The 15,959-nt window shown below is 69.9% G+C and carries 17 protein-coding genes and 2 pseudogenes; 6 read left to right on the forward strand and 13 right to left on the reverse strand.

Features of this window, described 5'->3' with window-relative positions; all coding sequences use genetic code 11:
- Window positions 1–164 precede the first annotated feature (164 nt).
- The gene (locus ABZ883_RS42250) at window positions 165–1,403 is read right to left on the reverse strand and encodes a hypothetical protein (RefSeq protein ID WP_360917373.1); all 1,239 of its coding nucleotides are present in this window, start codon (window positions 1,401–1,403) and stop codon (window positions 165–167) included.
- A 64-nt stretch (window positions 1,404–1,467) separates the two neighbouring features.
- Between ABZ883_RS42250 and ABZ883_RS42255 the strand changes: the two genes are divergently transcribed.
- A complete protein-coding gene (locus tag ABZ883_RS42255; RefSeq protein WP_360917376.1) occupies window positions 1,468–1,698 on the forward strand; it encodes a hypothetical protein in 231 nt (76 codons plus the stop codon).
- A gap of 274 nt (window positions 1,699–1,972) precedes the next feature.
- Here the strand turns inward: ABZ883_RS42255 and ABZ883_RS42260 are convergent.
- The 7 genes and pseudogenes from ABZ883_RS42260 to ABZ883_RS42290 all read right to left on the reverse strand — a co-directional run.
- Window positions 1,973–2,050: pseudogene (locus tag ABZ883_RS42260) on the reverse strand (hypothetical protein); the annotation flags it as partial.
- Window positions 2,032–2,283 carry a M4 family metallopeptidase gene (locus tag ABZ883_RS42265; RefSeq protein WP_360917379.1) on the reverse strand — a complete coding sequence of 84 codons (252 nt, stop codon included), beginning with the start codon at window positions 2,281–2,283 and terminating at the stop codon, window positions 2,032–2,034. The gene ABZ883_RS42265 and the pseudogene ABZ883_RS42260, both read right to left, overlap by 19 nt.
- Before the next feature lie 11 nt (window positions 2,284–2,294).
- Window positions 2,295–2,873 carry an integrase core domain-containing protein gene (locus ABZ883_RS42270; protein ID WP_360917421.1) on the reverse strand — a complete coding sequence of 193 codons (579 nt, stop codon included), beginning with the start codon at window positions 2,871–2,873 and terminating at the stop codon, window positions 2,295–2,297.
- Window positions 2,797–3,882: pseudogene (locus ABZ883_RS42275) on the reverse strand (helix-turn-helix transcriptional regulator); the annotation flags it as partial. The pseudogene ABZ883_RS42275 and the gene ABZ883_RS42270, both read right to left, overlap by 77 nt.
- Complete coding sequence (locus ABZ883_RS42280; protein ID WP_360917382.1) at window positions 3,867–5,051, reverse strand: hypothetical protein; 1,185 nt, start codon at window positions 5,049–5,051, stop codon at window positions 3,867–3,869. The pseudogene ABZ883_RS42275 and the gene ABZ883_RS42280, both read right to left, overlap by 16 nt.
- The gene (locus ABZ883_RS42285; protein WP_360917385.1) at window positions 5,048–5,458 is read right to left on the reverse strand and encodes an ATP-binding protein; all 411 of its coding nucleotides are present in this window, start codon (window positions 5,456–5,458) and stop codon (window positions 5,048–5,050) included. Before ABZ883_RS42285 ends, ABZ883_RS42280 begins: the two co-directional genes overlap by 4 nt.
- A 136-nt stretch (window positions 5,459–5,594) precedes the next feature.
- A complete protein-coding gene (locus ABZ883_RS42290; RefSeq protein WP_360917388.1) occupies window positions 5,595–6,560 on the reverse strand; it encodes an AraC family transcriptional regulator in 966 nt (321 codons plus the stop codon).
- A 104-nt stretch (window positions 6,561–6,664) separates the two neighbouring features.
- Between ABZ883_RS42290 and ABZ883_RS42295 the strand changes: the two genes are divergently transcribed.
- On the forward strand, window positions 6,665–7,369 hold the full coding sequence (locus ABZ883_RS42295; protein WP_360917391.1) for an SDR family oxidoreductase: 705 nt from the start codon (window positions 6,665–6,667) through the stop codon (window positions 7,367–7,369).
- 228 nt (window positions 7,370–7,597) lie between these two features.
- Here ABZ883_RS42295 and ABZ883_RS42300 read toward each other — a convergent pair whose 3' ends face one another.
- Window positions 7,598–8,164 carry a methyltransferase domain-containing protein gene (locus tag ABZ883_RS42300; protein WP_360917394.1) on the reverse strand — a complete coding sequence of 189 codons (567 nt, stop codon included), beginning with the start codon at window positions 8,162–8,164 and terminating at the stop codon, window positions 7,598–7,600.
- A 132-nt stretch (window positions 8,165–8,296) separates the two neighbouring features.
- Between ABZ883_RS42300 and ABZ883_RS42305 the strand changes: the two genes are divergently transcribed.
- A complete protein-coding gene (locus ABZ883_RS42305) occupies window positions 8,297–9,556 on the forward strand; it encodes a histidine kinase (RefSeq protein ID WP_360917397.1) in 1,260 nt (419 codons plus the stop codon).
- Window positions 9,553–10,263: a response regulator transcription factor gene (locus ABZ883_RS42310; protein ID WP_360917400.1), complete on the forward strand. Its 711-nt coding sequence runs from the start codon at window positions 9,553–9,555 to the stop codon at window positions 10,261–10,263. The genes ABZ883_RS42305 and ABZ883_RS42310 overlap by 4 nt, the downstream gene beginning before the upstream one ends.
- 104 nt (window positions 10,264–10,367) lie before the next feature.
- Here the strand turns inward: ABZ883_RS42310 and ABZ883_RS42315 are convergent, their stop codons facing one another.
- Window positions 10,368–10,835 carry a peptidoglycan-binding protein gene (locus ABZ883_RS42315; RefSeq protein ID WP_360917403.1) on the reverse strand — a complete coding sequence of 156 codons (468 nt, stop codon included), beginning with the start codon at window positions 10,833–10,835 and terminating at the stop codon, window positions 10,368–10,370.
- A gap of 388 nt (window positions 10,836–11,223) precedes the next feature.
- Complete coding sequence (locus tag ABZ883_RS42320) at window positions 11,224–11,655, reverse strand: VOC family protein (protein ID WP_360917406.1); 432 nt, start codon at window positions 11,653–11,655, stop codon at window positions 11,224–11,226.
- Window positions 11,656–11,775: 120 nt separating this feature from the next.
- Here ABZ883_RS42320 and ABZ883_RS42325 point away from each other — a divergent pair, with 120 nt between their 5' ends.
- Window positions 11,776–12,372, forward strand: coding sequence for a TetR/AcrR family transcriptional regulator (locus ABZ883_RS42325; RefSeq protein ID WP_360917409.1), 597 nt, complete (start codon window positions 11,776–11,778; stop codon window positions 12,370–12,372).
- Window positions 12,373–12,522: 150 nt separating this feature from the next.
- Here the strand turns inward: ABZ883_RS42325 and ABZ883_RS42330 are convergent, their stop codons facing one another.
- Entirely contained in the window at window positions 12,523–12,756 is a 234-nt protein-coding gene (locus tag ABZ883_RS42330) for a zinc-binding dehydrogenase (protein WP_360917411.1), read from the reverse strand.
- Here ABZ883_RS42330 and ligA point away from each other — a divergent pair.
- Window positions 12,746–14,773 (forward strand): NAD-dependent DNA ligase LigA, encoded by a 2,028-nt coding sequence (gene ligA / locus ABZ883_RS42335; protein WP_360917414.1) that lies wholly within the window; start codon window positions 12,746–12,748, stop codon window positions 14,771–14,773. The two genes, ABZ883_RS42330 and ligA, sit on opposite strands and share 11 nt — an antisense overlap.
- Before the next feature lie 391 nt (window positions 14,774–15,164).
- Here the strand turns inward: ligA and ABZ883_RS42340 are convergent, their stop codons facing one another.
- Window positions 15,165–15,620 (reverse strand): NUDIX domain-containing protein, encoded by a 456-nt coding sequence (locus ABZ883_RS42340; protein ID WP_360917417.1) that lies wholly within the window; start codon window positions 15,618–15,620, stop codon window positions 15,165–15,167.
- Window positions 15,621–15,959 lie beyond the last annotated feature (339 nt).

The raw sequence follows: 15,959 nt of genomic DNA on the forward strand, positions 1-15,959 counted from the left end.
CGCAGCCCGATCGCCTACGAAACAGCATCCCGGACAGTACCAACTACGCTGGCACCAGCCGCATAACCCGTGTCCAGAATTCGGGGTCAAGGCCCATGAGGGGGTGGAGTCGGTAGGACGCCGACTCCACCCGCTCTCGTGCGTGTTGTGTCAGGCGCTCTGTTTCAGCCGTGCGTCATCGCGTAGACGTGCAGGGCCGGCTTGTTCTGCACTGGTTGGGCGGTGATGTTGGGGAGGGTCATGCTGACTGGTGTCTTGCCGCTGAGAAGCGCCACACCTACCAGGTGGACGTAGGCGGCTTGCTGATTTCGCTGATTGCCCGGCTTGTTGCTGTACGCGGATGTGAACGCCACGGTGCTGCCGGTCTTGGTCCAGTCGGGGCCGGTCAGGGTGAACTGCTGGACTGCGCCGTCGGAGTAGGTGACGGCGGCCGCGCCCGACGCGGTGCCGTTGGCTCCTGCGACGAGCAAGAACAGCCAGGTACCGCGGGTTCCGTCGACGGCGACCTTCTGGCCGGCCGCGAGGGTGTTGTCCACCTCTCCGTACGTCTTTCCGGAGGTGGAGTCGATGACGCCGGCGGTGGAGGGCCAGGTGAGCGTCACCCCCGCATGAGTGATCGTGCTACCGGGCTCGGCGCCACCGGTGGCCAGCGCCTGGGCGGACAGGCTGCTCCCGGCGCCGTCCATGTCACCGTAGTTCGTGTTGGTGTCCTGGGTGACGCTGACGTTGTTGAAGGTCTCCGCCGGGCTGGGTGCCTTGCCCCCTTGTGCCATGGCGAAGACGTGCAACCTCGGTATGCCGTTGGCTTCTCCGGCATGGGCGCCCGGCAGCTGGACGCTGACTGGAGCCTTTCCGTAGACCAGGGAGATACCGCGGTACCAGACACCTGCAACAGTGTTCTGCTTCGTGTTGCCCGGGGCATTGGTGTACGCCGAGGTGACGGCGGGGTTGTCCGCCTGGCTGCGCCATTCGGGGCCGTCGAGGCGGAACTGCTGTGACGTTCCGTCGGAGTAGTAGATCTTTCCCGGCCCCGCAATGGAGCTGCCGGGAGAGGTCCCGAGGCTCCCGGCGACCAGGAAGCCCAGGGTGTCACTGCTGCCGCTGAGGGCGATGGTCTGTCCGGCGGCGACCGTGTTGTCGGCGGTGCCGGTGCCGGCCTGGGTAGGCCAGCGGAAGGCGACACCACCGTAGGTGATCGTGCTTCCCGGGCTGACGCCTGCGGTGGCCAGAGCCTGGGCGGACATGCTCGAACCGTGTCCGTCCAGATCGGCTGCGGCCGTGTTGGTGTCCTGGGAGACCGCCGTGTTGTTGAAGGTGGCGGCGAGGGAGGCTGCGGCAGGTCCGGGGGTGGGCTCGGGAATCGTGACAACCACGGAGTCCAGGTAGGCCTGCGAGCTCTCCACCGAAAGCCCCACGACATGCTGGGCATCCAGGCGGGCGGCACTCGGTGGTGATCACCTTCACCAGGTGGCTGTCCGCCCCGCCCTGCTTCTTGGCCTCCGCTATGACAGCGTCGGCGAAGGCGTTGGCGCTGTCGACCTGCTGCTGTGTCACGATGACGTTGCTTGCCTGCTCTGTCCCGACGGCATTCAGCACCGGTTGCCAGAGTTGGAGTGCCTGCGTGAACTGCGTAAGAAGGTCGCCTTGCAGCTCTACCGTTTGGTCGAATTCGTCCCGATTGTCGAGGAAGGGATTTGAGTAGTAGACAACAGCGGGGTCCTGGGCGATCGTGCTGAGGTTGTAGAGGTGTACCAGCGAACCGGCAACCTCCACCAGAGAGGCGCCCCCTGCGTTCAGCGCGGAGCTGTTGTCGTACAGGGCGGTCAGGGTGGAGGACGTGATGCCGCCACCCGAGCACCCGGACGGCCGGGGGTCGGGAGTCGGGAGTCGTGGGACTCACGCCCACATCGCGCGACCAGATGGTGTTGACGGTCGAAGCAGCCAGGCTCCAGGGGCCGTACAGCTCTGCAGTCGCCTCCATCATTGCCGCATAGGCGTCAGCAAAGGTGGAGGTCGGTGTCAGGTAGTGGGTCAGCGCCTGATAGATGATGCGCTCTCGGCCGAACGCATGGTCATACGGGTGGTCATGCGGTAGAACGCATAGTTGGGGATGCCGCTGTTGTAGTGCACCCCGCCGTTGTCTCCGCACATCTGCATGTACTCGGACATGGTCTGAGGCTGCCCGAAGGCCCTCGGGTTCGACATGTCGCGGATCGGCGCATGGACCTGGAGATCCGAGCCCATGAGCCAGTCATTCCGACCCTTGACCCGATACTCGGTCATCTTGTCCCGCGTCAAGTAATTGGCAGGTTTTCGGGTTCAGGAAACTTGGGAACGCGCGGGTTGGCCTGGCCGGTGTGGACGTCGTGGGGCCGGTTCCAAGCGAGTGCCTCGTGCGGGCGGACCGTGTTGTCTTCGAGCCGGTAGTCCTCGGCGTGGCGGACCAGGTCGAGGGCGTCGGGTATGTCTTCCAGGAACAGCTTCTCGTATTTCAGAGAGCCGAAGCCGCGCTCGCGTGATCCGTTCTGCCCCGGCGTGCGGACCCGGGTGCGGACGTGCCGCAGCTCGGGGCGGGTGGCGATGAACGCCTCGAACCGGAACGAGCGGAACGGACCGCCGTTGTCGGTGACGATGGTGACCAGTGGACGGCACCACGTGAACGCGTAGTCCCGGCGGTGGGGCACTACGACCCGTCCGTGTCCCCTGCCCCCAGCGGCCGTCCGGCAGCAGACGACGGGAAAGCTGCGTACGGGTCGTGATGTCCAGCTTCCGGAAGACCTTGCGCAGGTGGTAATCGACGGTGCTCGGGCTGATGAACAGCCGCGAGGCGATCGCGGCGTTGGTGGCACCCTCGGCCGCCAGCGTCGCCACACGCCTTTCCTGGGACGTGAGCTGCGCGTCGGGACCGGCGCGGCGGGAACGTGTGTGATCACCGGCCGCATGCATCTCGCCGCGGGTTCGTGCCGCGAAGGCGTCCATACCGAAGCGCACGAACATCTCGTGCGCCTGACGCAGCTGGCGACGTGCCGGGGCGATCCGGCGCTCGCGTCGCAACCATTCCCCGTACAGGAGGTGCGCGCGGGCCAGTTCCACGCGGACACGGGTGCGCTCCAGCCGGCTGATGGCCGTGCGGTGAAAGCCCTCGGCGGCCTGACCGGAGGTGAGCAGGGCCCGGCAGCGTGCCTCGATGCCTCCGGCCCAGTCGGTGGAGCAGAAGCGCGTCGTCAGGCACAGCTCACGCAGCGCCTCGTCTGCCGCGTCCCGGTCCCCGGTGCGGACCGCGGCCTCGACGATTTCTGCCAGCGCCCAGTTGCGGAACCGCTGAGCACGGTCATCGGCGGCGGCCTGACGGGCGGACTCCAGCGCCCCCTCGTAACGGCCCGCACCATTGCACAGGACAGCGTTGGCCCATTGCAGGAAGGTCAACGCCACGCCTTCGCCACGGCGCACCGCGTCCCCGGCCGCACTGCGGATCGCGGCGTCGGCATCCTTGTCCCCGCCGCGGAAGGCGGCGAGCCCCACCTCGGCGTAGGGCGCCAGCCGCGCTCCTGTCATCGCCGTGACGTCGGTGGCCGTCTCGGCCAGCGACTCCGCCTGCAACAGCTCCCCCGCCAGCAGGTGGACTCCGGCACGCGTGGCCGCGGCGACAGGCAGCATGCTCAGTGCGCCTTCCTCCTCGCAGGTCCGCAGCAGCCGCGCGGCCGACATGTGCCACGCCTCGTCGTCCCACAGCAGTCCCGCTGCGTGGCCCGCGAGCCACAGCCAGCGCAGTTCCTCTCCTGTGGTCGGCTCCTCTCCGGTGAACGAGGTGATGGCCTTGCGCAGCGCCGGGACGCCGGCTCGGTGCCCTTGGGTGATGAGGAGTGTCAGCCCGTCCAGCATGAGCTCGGGGGCGCGTGGAGCCGGTGCGGGCAGCACCCGGCGGGCGCTCCGGGCGACCTCCGTGAGCCCACACGTGTCGTCGCCCAGGCGGCCGGCCAACAGCGCCGCGGCCAGCGCCTGTAGGTACACGTCCCTGGCGCGGGAGACGTCGAGCGACTCGAATCGGCGAGCCGCGCGCAGCAAGGTGGGCACGGCACCGCTGCCGAAACTGCGGGCGAACGAGATCTGTCCTCGCAGGAGCTCGCCGTATGCGGCCCGCATATCGTCCGCGGGCCCCTCTCGGCGAGGGACAGCAGGTGCAGAGCGTCCTCGTAGGCACCGGCCTGCTGCCCGGCGCGTGCCGCCCCCAGGGCCCGATCCGCTCTGGAGGCGGGGTCTGGGGTGAGCGTCACGGCTCGTTCCAGAAATGCGGCTGCCGCGGCGACACCGCCGCGGGCCTGGGCCCGATGAGCCGATCTCTCCAGCTCCGCCGCGGCTTCCGCGTCGAACCCGACAGCGGCCTGTGCGCGGTGCCAGGCACGCCGGTCGTGGTCCTCGGGACCGGTGACATCCGCGAGGGCTCGGTGCACGGCATGCCGCTGCACGGGCGACGCCGCACCGTAGACGGCCGAGCGCACCAGCGGGTGGCGGAACACCACCTGTGTGCCGATGGACAGCAAGCCCTCGTCCTCGGCCGCGAGCGCCGCCGAGGACGTGATCCGCAGACGTTCAGCGGCCCGCCACAGCAGTGCGGCGTCGCCCAAGGGCTCCGCCGCGGCCAGCAGAAGGAACAGCCGGGTGGCAGGCGCAAGTGCCAGGACCCGATCACGGAAGCTGTCCTCGATCCGCCCGGGCAAGGTCGCAGTGCTCGGCGGACCGAATCCCCCTGCGAAGGCGACGGCCGGTACCGTCCTGGGCAGTTCGAGCAGTGCCAGCGGATTACCGCGGGCCTCGACCGAGATCCGCGCCGCCACCGCCTCGTCCAACGGCGCGTGCAGAGCCGAGCCCAGCAAGGCGCGCGCGTCACCCGGGCCGAGTCCCCTCAGCACCACCTCCGGCAATCCGCGAAAACCGTCCTCGGTGCAGCGAGTGGCGAAGGCGATGCCGAGGGGATCCGCACCGATACGGTGCGCCACGAACCCCAGCACCTCGGCCGAACCGGGGTCGAGCCACTGGGCGTCGTCGATCACGCAGATGAGCGGTCGGCGGGCCGCCGCCCGCGACAGCAATCCGAGGACGGCAAGCCCAGCATCAAAGGCTCCGGCGGCGCCCCGCTCCGCAGACCGAACGTCACCGCCAGCGCGTCCTGCTGCGGTGCGGGCAACCGCTCGAGTGCGGAGAGCAGCGGCGAGCACACCTGCTGCAGTACGGCGAAAGGCAGGTCCGTCTCCGCCTCGACGCCGTCGCCCTGCACCACCTGGAAGCCGCCCGCCGTCGCCACCGCGTGCTCGAGCAACGCGGACTTGCCGATGCCAGGCTCTCCGCGGACCACGAGCGCACCGCCCCGGCCCGACCGGACCGCGTTCTTCCAGCGGTCCAGCAACGCACGTTCGGCGTGCCGGCCCAACAACACCGTGGGTCGCCCCGAAGGGGCCATGCTCCCAAAGTAGCCGCAGCGGCCCACCCACGCCCTCCGGGTACGGGGCCCGGCGGGAGGCCCGCCGGCGATCACCACGCAGGACAGACTCTGGTGATCGTCTCACCGGGTCGACCCGCTGCTCGTGGTCCGGTGGTCAGACGGCCGCAGTGGTGGCCCCTGCCGGGAGGGGACCGCCCCCGGTGCGGGCGGTCGTCCTGAACCGGCCCGGCGGCTGTGAGCGTGCGCGGCGGAAGGCCCGGCTGAAGGCGTAGCCCGAGGAGTAGCCGACCGAGGCGGCGATCTGGTCGAGGCTGTCGTCGGTGTCGCGCAGGCGCCGGGCGGCGAGGTCCATGCGCCAGCGGGTGAGATACGCGCCTGGCGACTCGCCGGTCGCAGCGGCGAAGCGGCGGTCGAGGGTGGCGCGCGAGACTCCGACCTCGCGGGCGAGAGCCGCGGTGGTCCACCCTCTGGCGGGTTCCTCGTGGAGTTTGGTCACGGCGGCCGCCACCACCGGGTCGTCAAGAGCCCCGAGCCAGGAGGGCACGGGAGTGCTTCCGGAGGCGAGCCAGGCGCACAGCACGTGGACGAGCAGTACGTCCACCAGCCGGTCGAGGACCACGCCGGTCGCCGCTCGCAGAGCGGCGAGTTCTCGACCCAGCAGGCGCACGGTGTCCTGGGCCGACCCGTCCGGGTCATCGCCCGCACGCAGGTGGACCACCGCGGGCAGCAGCGTGAGCACCTGCGTCGAGACGGTCCGGTCGTGACCGTAATCGGCGCACAGAATGCGGGAACGCGCCGATCCGGTGCCGATCAACACGGTTCCGGAGCCGGTGATGTGCCAGTCGTCGAACTTGCGGGGCCCCGTACGGGCCACCGCGGCCGGGTCGCTGCCGAGCGCGTGCTCCGCCCCACCGGGCATGAGGACGACGTCGCCCGGCATCAGTTGAAGGGGCTGCCCGTCGGGCAGCCCCACCCAGGCCGTTCCCGCGGTGACCGCGTGAAGCGATGCGCACGGCGTGGCGGACGACCACCACCAGCCCCAGTCCGCGCCGGCCTCGATGCGCGCGCCGACGACTCCCCGCACGTCCGACAGGGCCAGTACCTCGGCGAGCAGATCCATACGGACAGGCTACGCGGCGGACGCTCCTGCCTGAGACAAAGGGGTATGCAGTTGCGTCTTTCGAGCCATCGATCAGCTCACAGCATGCACCATACGGTCAACCCATGAAGATTTCCGGAAGTACCGCACTGATCACCGGGGCCTCTCGCGGTCTCGGCCGTCACTTCGCCGAGCAGCTCCTCGCGCGGGGAGCCAAGGTGTACGCGACCGCGCGGGACCCCGAGCGCGTGGACATCGCGGGCGCCGAGCGCCTGCGTCTCGACCTCCTCGACCCGGTCTCCGTGACCGATGCGGCCGCGGCCGCACCGGATGTCACGCTGTTGATCAACAACGCGGCCGTCAGCCTCAACCAGAACCTCGTCACCGGTGACCTGGACAAGATCCGCCGCGAAGTGGACACCTCCTTCTACGGCACTCTCTCGGTCGTGCGTGCCTTCGCGCCGGTACTCGCCACGAACGGCGGGGGCGCGATCTTGAATGTGCTCTCACGTCTGTCGTGGCTCTCCTACCCGGGTGCCAACTCCTACGCGGTCGCCAAAGCGGCCGCCTGGAGCCTGACCAACGGCGTCCGTCTGGAGCTGGCGGGTCAGGGCACCCAGGTCACCGGGCTGCTGATGAGCTCGACCGACACGGACATGATGAGCGGATGGGACGTCCCGAAGAACGACCCCGCGGATGTCGTGCGCCAGGCCCTGGACGGACTCGAAGCCGGCGCGCTGGAAGTCCTCGCGGACGAGGACACCCGCTTGGCGAAGGCGGCGCTCAGCGCTGACCTGAGTGAGACCTACGGCGCGTTCCTCGCACCGTGAGCAACTCGCGGTGCCCCTGGTCCGGAGGCCGGTCTTCCTGAGGGGAGGCCTGCCTCCGCGGCGACGGGCGAATGACGACGCCATCACCCCCGGGGCTGGACGGCGGCCCGTTCGCGCGGTCCGGATCGCGCATCGAACGGGAGCATCCCCTCCCGTCCCCTCACGGAGTTGCGCCTCTCGCGCTGGTCTCCCCCTTCCCGGCTGTCGCCTTCACGGTCCTGCTCGCGATCACGGCTTCCGGACGGCCCGGTGCACGAATGCGGGCGGAAGGTTCGGCCAGACCACCGGCGAGCGTTCCAACCGGTCGAAACGGTGTGACAGTTCGGCGGCGAAGTGACGGGCCGGCGGAGTCCAGGCCGCGTGCAGATACGCGAAGGTGGTGAACCGGCCACCGGGCACGAGGACTTCGGTCACGGCGTCCAGGATGTGCCCGCGGCGTTCGCGCGGCATGACCGTCCACGGCAGCCCGGACACCACCGCATCGACCGGCTCGCCCACCGCGGCGGCCAGCTCGGCCGCCGATCCTCGTACCACGGTCAGCCGCGGGTCCCGCCGACCGGCCGCCAGCCGTGCCGCGAGGACCGGGTTGAGCTCGACCGCGACGAGTCGTGCGTCGGGCGCGAGCCGGGCGAGGATCGCATCGGTGAACACCCCCGTTCCCGGGCCGAGCTCCACCACAAGCCGGGCCCGCTCGAGACCGACGTCTTCGGTCATCGCGCACGCCAGCCGCCGGGAACTGGCGGATACCGCACCGGTCATGAGGGGTCGTCTGAGGAATTCGGTGGTGATCGACATGACGGCCATGCTCGAAGTGCCCCGAGGAGCCGCACATCGTGTTCCCGGCCGGTGCGTGTACGACCACGGGAGGACCCCGAGGCGCCCCGGAGGACGATGTGGAGCGGCGGGCCCCGACCGTAGCGTGAGGTGGTGCACTGGCTGATCGAGACCCTGCCCCGCCTGCGGCGCCGCCACCCGTGGCTGGCGGACCTGCTGCTGGTCGTGGTGGTGGCCATGCCCCCGGTGATCCACCCGCAGCCGGGCTGGCGGCCGGTCTGGGTGCAGACGGGCGTCTACATGGCCCTGGTGCTGCCCCTGCTGGCGCGCCGACGTCGGCCGGTGCTCGTCGCGGCCCTGGTGACGGCGGGGTTCTGGGCGCAGAACCTCGGGCAGGTGTGGGGACAGGAATCGGGACGCGGCGCCGTCGCCCTGGCCGCGGTCCTGGCCACGCTCACGGTGCGTGGCCTGCGCCGGTCCGCGGCGACGGTGGTCTGTGCCACCGTCCTCGTACTGCTGTGGATTCCCGTATGGCAGCGGGAGCCGGTGGGCCCGGGTGCTCGTGCCGCCTGGCTCGCCCCGCTCACGGTGGGGCTGCTGCTGGCCGGTGCCTGGGTGTTCGGCGAATACGTCCATGCTCGGCGGGCCTATGTCGCCGAGTTCGAGCGGAGGGCCGCGCTGGCCGAGTCGGAGCGCCTCGCGCTGGCCCAGGTCGCCGTCGCCGAGGAGCGGGCACGCATCGCCCGCGAGATCCACGACGTACTCGCGCACAGTATGAGCGTGATGGTGTTGAACGCCGAGGGCGGCAGGCTGATGCGGCATGTCGACCCCACTGTCGTGGACCGCACCCTCGGCGTCATCAGCACGACCGGCCGTGAGGCCCTGGGCGAACTGCGGCGACTGCTGGAGGTGCTGCGCACGCCCGGCGCCGACGCCTCAGCCGGCGTCTGCGATCCGGGTGGGGCCGCGGAGTCCCTCCCGGCGGATCTGCGGCGACTGGTCGGACGCCTCGGCACGAGCGGCAGGCACGCGGTCCTGGAACTCCACGGGGACGGAGCCGGCCTTCCCGCAGATCTCACCGTGCAGACCTACCGGATTGTGCAGGAGGCACTCACCAACGTCGTCAAGCACGCGCCGCCGGACGCCTCGATCCACGTACGGGTCGACACCGGCACCCAGGGGCCCGGGCGACTGGTCCGTGTCCGGGTGGAGAACTCGGCAGGAACCGGGCGGGCAACCGCCGCCGAAGGCCCAATCCCCCTGCTCTCCTCCGGTCGCGGACTGGCCGGCATGCGCGAGCGCACCGCGCTGTACGGCGGAAGTGTGACCGCCGGGCCCACCCCCGACGGCGGCTACAAGGTCGCCGCCACCCTGCGCCCCACGCAGCCCGAACTCACTGCGGAGACCGCATGACCGGCCCGACCCCGACCTCAGCTCCCCCGCCGCCGCCGTCCCGTGTGCTGATCTGCGACGACCAGGAGCTGATCCGGATGGGGCTGCGGATGGTCGTCGACAGCCAGCCCGATCTGACCGTCGTGGGCGAAGCCGCCGACGGCGACGGGGCGATCGCCGGCGTGGCCGCCCTGGAGCCGGACCTCGTCCTGATGGACGTCCGCATGCCCGGTCTCGACGGGCTCACCGCGACGGAACATCTCTGCGCCCAGCCCCAAGGCCCCCGGATCCTCGTCGTCACCACCTTCGACCTCGACGAGTACGCCTACGCCGCCCTGCGTGCCGGCGCGAGCGGATTCCTCGTCAAGGACGCCCCCGCCGAAGAGATCCTGGTGACCGTCCGTGCGGTGCTGCGCGGAGAGGTCATGGTGGCGCCCTCGCTGACCCGGCGCCTGGTGGAACGCTTCGTCCTGCAAGCCCCCGCGTCCGCGCCCGCCCAGCGCAGCCGCCTGTCGGCCCTCACCGAACGGGAACGAGAAGTCCTCGCCCTGGCCGCCCGGGGACTCGCCAACGGCGAGATCGCGGACAGCCTCTTCATCGGGGAGACGACCGTGAAAACCCACCTCGGCCGCATCCTGACCAAACTCGGCCTCCGTGACCGGATCCACGCGGTGATCTTCGCCTACGAGAGCGGTCTGGTACGGGTCGGGGACGAGTCCGTGCACTGAAGGGTGCGACGGCCGTCGAAGGCGGCGTCGAAGGCGACACCCCGGCAGGGGACTCCGCGCCGGGATGGCCCGGAGCCCCCTGCCGGGTGAGGCTTGCCAGTGGGTCAGGCGTTGGCCACGCACCAGTTGGCGAACGTCTTGAACGCGGCCTGGGTCCCCGAACCGGCTTGGCCGTCGATCGCGCCGGTGTAGCCCCAGCCGTTGTCCCGTAAGAAGCGCTGCAGCGCCGAGACCGTGCCACCGCCGACGACTCCGTCGATGGCGCCGGTATACCCGTGATAGGCCTTGAGGTGGCGCTGGAAGGCCTTCCAGCTCTCCGGGCCCAGCTCGCCGTCGATGCCGCCTGTGTAGCCCCAGTTCGCCTTCAGCCATCGCTGGACGCCCTTGGCCTGCGTGGCGTTCAGGCCGAGGTTCACCACCGCGAACGGCGTCACCACAGCCGTCGTCGCCGACTGCGTCGAGGCCGAGCCGGATGCCGCAAAGCTTGTGCTCGCACCCGCCAAGCTCCCGGCGGCGATTCCCACCACGGCCGTGACACTGACCAGCGACCGTGCCAGAACGTTCTTTCGCATGCGTCTCTCCCTTAGAAGGCGGACAAAGACCCGGCACCACCACGTCGCACGACCCAGTCCGTGGATCCTGCTGGTGGCACCCCGTGCGTTTCGCGCTACTTCGCATCGCTGCCACGGGGCCCCGAGGTATGCCGGCCCGCTTCCCGGACCCGACGCAACAGCGGGAGCCCACTTCCATCCGCTGCCGTGCACCAGAACGTTCACATGCCCGCCCTTCCCCGGCACATCAGAAGCGCACAACTGCCCTGAATCCAACGCATAGTTGGCCAGAAGCGGGACCCGTGATGCCGCTGGGACCAGGTGCGCGACCAGGAACTGGCTTGCCCTGCGAGGCGGGCACGAAGGGCGGCGGCATGGTCCGGATACGGTCGTGGTCGGCTCCCGGGATTCAGGCCGTGGCCGGGGGCTGGATGAGCTCGATGAGGTTGCCCTCGGGGTCCTTCACGTAGGCGAAACGGGCGCCGGGCTGGACGGCGTCGGCTGGCGGCCATACCGGTTGCGCGCCGGCGGCAGTGAGCGCGGCGAACACCTCGTCCAGGGCGTCGACTTCCAGGGCCCAGTGGCCGTAACCCTGCTCCCGGCAGGCGTCCAGCGGGTCGGTGAAGACCCGCGGGCGCGTGGAGCCGGCGCGCTCGATGAGTTCGACGCGGGTTCCCGTGCGGGTCTGCAGGACAGCGGTGCGCACGGGCGGCTCGGGGACCTCGTACCGCTCGATGACCGTCTCGAACCCGAGTACCTGCTGGTACCAGATCGTCTGGCGGTCAAGGTCGGCGACCGAGATGCTGACGTGATGGTGACGCGGAGTGATGGTCGAGGTCATGGGGGTCACGCTCCTGGTCCGGTAAAGGGCTCGCAGTCTTCGAGCAGGCGGCAACATCAAAGTAGTCAACGACTACATTGCCCATGTAGCCGCTGTCAACATTGCTGGTACGGTGATGCCATGCCGACCGCCCGGAACCAGTACCACCACGGAAACCTGCGCGCGGCCATCCTCACCGAGGCGCAGACGATGCTCTCGGAATCAGGGGCCGACGCCCTGTCGCTGCGCGAGGTCGCCCGGCGGACGGGCGTCAGCCATGGCGCCCCGCGCCGGCATTTCCCGGACAAGCAGGCACTGCTGTCCGCACTCGTGGAGCAGGGTTACGAACAGCTCGGGGCCCGGATCGAATCAGCCCTGGCCGACACCGGCGGCGACTTCACCGAACGGCTCACGGCATTCGCCTGTGCCTACGTCGACTTCACCCGGCGCAACGACGAACTGATGACCCTGATGCTCTCGTCCAAGACCTGGCCCGACGCCGGACGCCTGATCGCCGCGAACGAACGGGCCTTCGCTCCGGCGGTCGAACTCCTGCGCCAAGCCGCCGAAACCGGGGACATCGCGGCTGCCGACACCGACAACGTCAATACGGCGGTCCTCGCCATGCTGCACGGGCTCGCATTCGTGGCCGGGCACGGTCTGGCAGGAACAGGACCTGCCACCGACCTCGTCGCCGGCGCGGTCAGGGTCCTGGTGGAGGGTCTACGCCCGCGCTGACCTCGCGCTCCGGCGGTTGGCGTACTGCCGCACACCACGACCAGCCCTGTCAGCCACGAACCGACCACGCGGTGCACCCCAGGACGGAGCACCTCACGCACAAGGCTCCGACAACCCCGAAGAAATGCGCCCCAGCTCTGGTGTTCCCGGTCAAGGGATGAGGACCAACTTGCCGTCGATCTCGCTGGCCTCGCCCCGCCGGTGGGCCTCCGCCGCGTCCGCCAGCGGCAGGGTCGTGTCGACCTTGCCGCGCAGTGCGCCTCTGGCGGCCAGGTGAGCGATGGCTGCTGCGTGGTGGCACCCTTCCGAGAGGGCGGGCAGGCCCAGTACGTCACTTCTGGGGAAACGGGCAGTGTCAGACCTGTGCGCAAGGATGCGAGGCATGACGACAGCAATCCTTGCTCCGCTCGCTGACCCTGCCGCGTATCACTCCGCCGTGGACGAGGCCCTGGCGGCGTGCGCCGCCTACTACGCCGACGGGACCAGCCCGCTCGACGACGCCGCCTACGACGCCCTGGCCGGCCGTATCCGGGTTTACGAGCTGGAGCACCCCGGCGACGTTCGGGAGGACTCCCCCACCGGCAAGGTCGGCGGCGGCGCGGCCCCCACGGGCGACGTCGCCCACACGGTGCCGATGTTGTCGTTGGACAACGTCTTCAGCGGCGAGGAACTCACCAAGTGGGACGCCTCGCTCGCACGACGCCTCGGCGGCCCGGCGGCGGGTGGTTACGTCGCGGAACCCAAGCTGGACGGCGCGGCGATCGCCGCCCGCTACGTGGACGGGCACCTGGTCCAGCTCGTCACCCGCGGCAACGGAGCCTTTGGCGAGGACATCTCGCACGCGATCGGCTCCATCGTCGGTCTCCCCCGGGACTTGAGCACACCCGCCACGTTCGAGGTCCGCGGCGAAGTCCTCCTCACCAGCGAGCAGTTCCTGGCGGCCAACGCGATCCGGCAGGCTCACGGGGCGAAGGTCTTCTCCAACCCCCGCAACGGCACGGCGGGCACGCTGCGGGCCAAGGACAGGCCTTACGTCATCGAGACGACGTTCTACGCCTACGGCGTGGTCGGGCTGGCCGGCGACACGCACGCAGAGATGATGGCGGCGGTCGCTGCCACCGGCGTGCAGACCACGGCGGCCACGCCCGCGGGTCTGCGGGTGCTCGCCACCGTGGCGGAGGTCCAGCAGCGCGTCGAGGAGATCGCGGCCATGCGCGCGGAGCTTCCCTTCGGCATCGACGGCGTCGTCATCAAGGCCAACGCGGTCGCCGAGCAGGAGAAAGCCGGACTCGCCACCCGCCATCCGCACTGGGCGACGGCCTACAAGCTGCCCCCGACCGTGTCGCGGTCCAAGCTCCTGGCCGTGGAGTGGAACGTCGGCCGCACCGGCGTCATCGCCCCACGCGCCGTGCTGGAGCCGGTCGAAGTGGACGGCAGCGTCGTGCAGTACGCGACCCTGCACAATCCGCGGTTCATCCGCGACAGCGGCCTCATGATCGGCGACACGGTCGGCGTGTTCAAGGCGGGCGACATCATCCCCCGCGTGGAAGCCCCGGTGGTCGAACTCCGCACCGGCGAGGAGACACCGATCGTCCTGCCTGAAGCCTGCCCGAAATGCGGCGGTGAGATCGACAGCTCCGGTGAGCGGTGGGAGTGCGCGGGCGGCGCCGACGGGGGCTGCGGGCTGCTCGCCGCCCTGCGGTACGCAGTGGGCCGCGACCAGCTCGACATCGACGGACTGGGCGTCACCTACATCGAGGCCCTGGTCGACAGCGGCGCGGTCGCCGACATCGGCGACCTGTTCACCCTCAGCCGCGAGCAGCTGGTCGACGCCACCCGCAGCGAAAAGCGGGCCGACACGGTCCTCGACCAGATCGAAGCGGCCAAGACCAAGCCCCTGTCCAAGGTGTTCTGTGCACTGGGAGTTGTGCGCACCGGGCGAACCCTCTCCCGGGAGATCGCACGGTACTTCGGCACCATGGACGCGATCCGCGCAGCGGACGCGAATGCTCTCGCCGCGGTGCCTAAGCTGCCCGCCGCCAACTCCTCGAAGATCGCCGCTCACATTGCCGCGTTGGGGCCGGTCATCGACAAGCTCGTCGGCGCGGGCGTGAACATGGCCGAGCCGATCGTCGCCACCGCGGAGGGCGGCCCTCTGACCGGCGAGGTCGTAGTGATCACCGGCGGCATGCACGGCCCCTTGGCGGGGCGGAACCGCACCGAGATGAACGACCTCGTCAGCCAGGCCGGTGGTGCCTCTTCCGGCACCGTGTCGCGGAAGACAACCATCCTGGTCGCCGGCGAGAAAGCCGGGTCGAAGCTCCAGAAGGCTCAAGAACTCGGCACCAGGGTCCTCAGCGAACTGGAGTTCGCGGAGCTCATAGCCGACTACCTCACGTAGGTCGCCCCTCATGCCGACCTCTCAAGGCACGGGCTTGGCCGACGTCCACGCCGGCCGAGGTTCAGTCCGCCTCCCGGCGGGGCCACGACGATGACCGCGACTCGGGTCCGGAGCAGGCGCGGGCTCATCCGTGGTGCCGGGCACACGACCACCGGGGCCTCTGCCAGAAGTCCTCTCCCGACCAAGGTCAATTCCGTCGGGATGTTCGTGCGTCGACTACTCACACCCACTACAGGGCGGGACGTCCACCAACCGCTGCGGCAGTACCCCAGAAGGGCAGTCACTTGGTGAAGGATGGAGCGCCTGCTGACAGCGGCCCAGAACGTGCCATGGAGCAGGAGGGCAGCGGCTCATGCGACGAGCGGTCGAGGGCTGACAAGGATCCGACGGATCAGCGACGAGGTCCGTCCTGGATCAGGAGCCGGTGCGCCTCCTGCAAGCCCGGCGGCAGATCGTTCGGCGATGCCCACTTGGCTTCCAGAACCTCAAACGCGTCGATCTTCATCGAACCGCCGACGAGTGTTGCGGCATACGCCACCTCCACGCGCAGCTTGAAGCCGCTCTTGAGGTGGACCAGCTCGCCGACCTGGACTTCAAGGCCGGTCTCCTCACGCACCTCGCGGGAGACGGTGTCACGGAAGTCCTCGCCCGCTTTGGCGTAGCCGCCGGGCAGGCCCCACTGGCGGTCCTCGGGCCACAGCCGGTGACGCAGCAGCAGCACGCGGCCCTCGCTGTCGCGGACAACGCCGGTTACACCGACCATGTACTTGCTGTTCGTCAGCCACATGACCCGCCACTGCAGGGGTCCCCGGATGATCCGCCACAGTCCGGCAATGATGCGCTTCATGGCATGCCCTTAAGGAATCGGGCCGCCCATGCGTCCCGCGGAAGGGCCACGATCGCGCATCAAAGGGCGACCGTCCAAACACGCCGAGAGGACGAACCTCCCTGCTCGACGCGGATGGTGCAGTTTGGTGGTCAGGCCGCTGCGCCACCCGTGCGAGCCCGCGGCCGTCCGGCTCGTCGCCGGGGGCCACGGAGAAGGTGGGGACGGCGGAGCCGATCCTGCGTGCGGCTTCCGGCGCCCCGATGAACACGGCGGGCCCCGCCCCATGAGGTGCGCGGCCCGCCGCCTGCTGGGTCATCCGTGGGGCACTGCTACCAGGAGGACTTGGTCACGCCGGGC

This window comes from Streptomyces sp. NPDC046977 (genome assembly GCF_040644455.1).
Classification (GTDB): Bacteria; Actinomycetota; Actinomycetes; order Streptomycetales; family Streptomycetaceae; genus Actinacidiphila.

What these genes read in the sequence shown, in the direction of transcription:
- ABZ883_RS42340 (WP_360917417.1), bottom strand. Translation starts at nt 15,620, where the DNA reads ATGAAGCGCATCATTGCCGGACTGTGGCGGATCATCCGGGGACCCCTG.
- ABZ883_RS42330 (WP_360917411.1), bottom strand. Translation starts at nt 12,756, where the DNA reads ATGCCTCGCATCCTTGCGCACAGGTCTGACACTGCCCGTTTCCCCAGA.
- ABZ883_RS42315 (WP_360917403.1), bottom strand. Translation starts at nt 10,835, where the DNA reads ATGCGAAAGAACGTTCTGGCACGGTCGCTGGTCAGTGTCACGGCCGTG.
- ABZ883_RS42285 (WP_360917385.1), bottom strand. Translation starts at nt 5,458, where the DNA reads ATGGCCCCTTCGGGGCGACCCACGGTGTTGTTGGGCCGGCACGCCGAA.
- ABZ883_RS42320 (WP_360917406.1), bottom strand. Translation starts at nt 11,655, where the DNA reads ATGACCTCGACCATCACTCCGCGTCACCATCACGTCAGCATCTCGGTC.
- ABZ883_RS42325 (WP_360917409.1), top strand. Translation starts at nt 11,776, where the DNA reads ATGCCGACCGCCCGGAACCAGTACCACCACGGAAACCTGCGCGCGGCC.
- ABZ883_RS42300 (WP_360917394.1), bottom strand. Translation starts at nt 8,164, where the DNA reads ATGTCGATCACCACCGAATTCCTCAGACGACCCCTCATGACCGGTGCG.
- ABZ883_RS42290 (WP_360917388.1), bottom strand. Translation starts at nt 6,560, where the DNA reads ATGGATCTGCTCGCCGAGGTACTGGCCCTGTCGGACGTGCGGGGAGTC.
- ABZ883_RS42310 (WP_360917400.1), top strand. Translation starts at nt 9,553, where the DNA reads ATGACCGGCCCGACCCCGACCTCAGCTCCCCCGCCGCCGCCGTCCCGT.
- ligA (WP_360917414.1), top strand. Translation starts at nt 12,746, where the DNA reads ATGCGAGGCATGACGACAGCAATCCTTGCTCCGCTCGCTGACCCTGCC.
- ABZ883_RS42265 (WP_360917379.1), bottom strand. Translation starts at nt 2,283, where the DNA reads ATGACCGAGTATCGGGTCAAGGGTCGGAATGACTGGCTCATGGGCTCG.
- ABZ883_RS42295 (WP_360917391.1), top strand. Translation starts at nt 6,665, where the DNA reads ATGAAGATTTCCGGAAGTACCGCACTGATCACCGGGGCCTCTCGCGGT.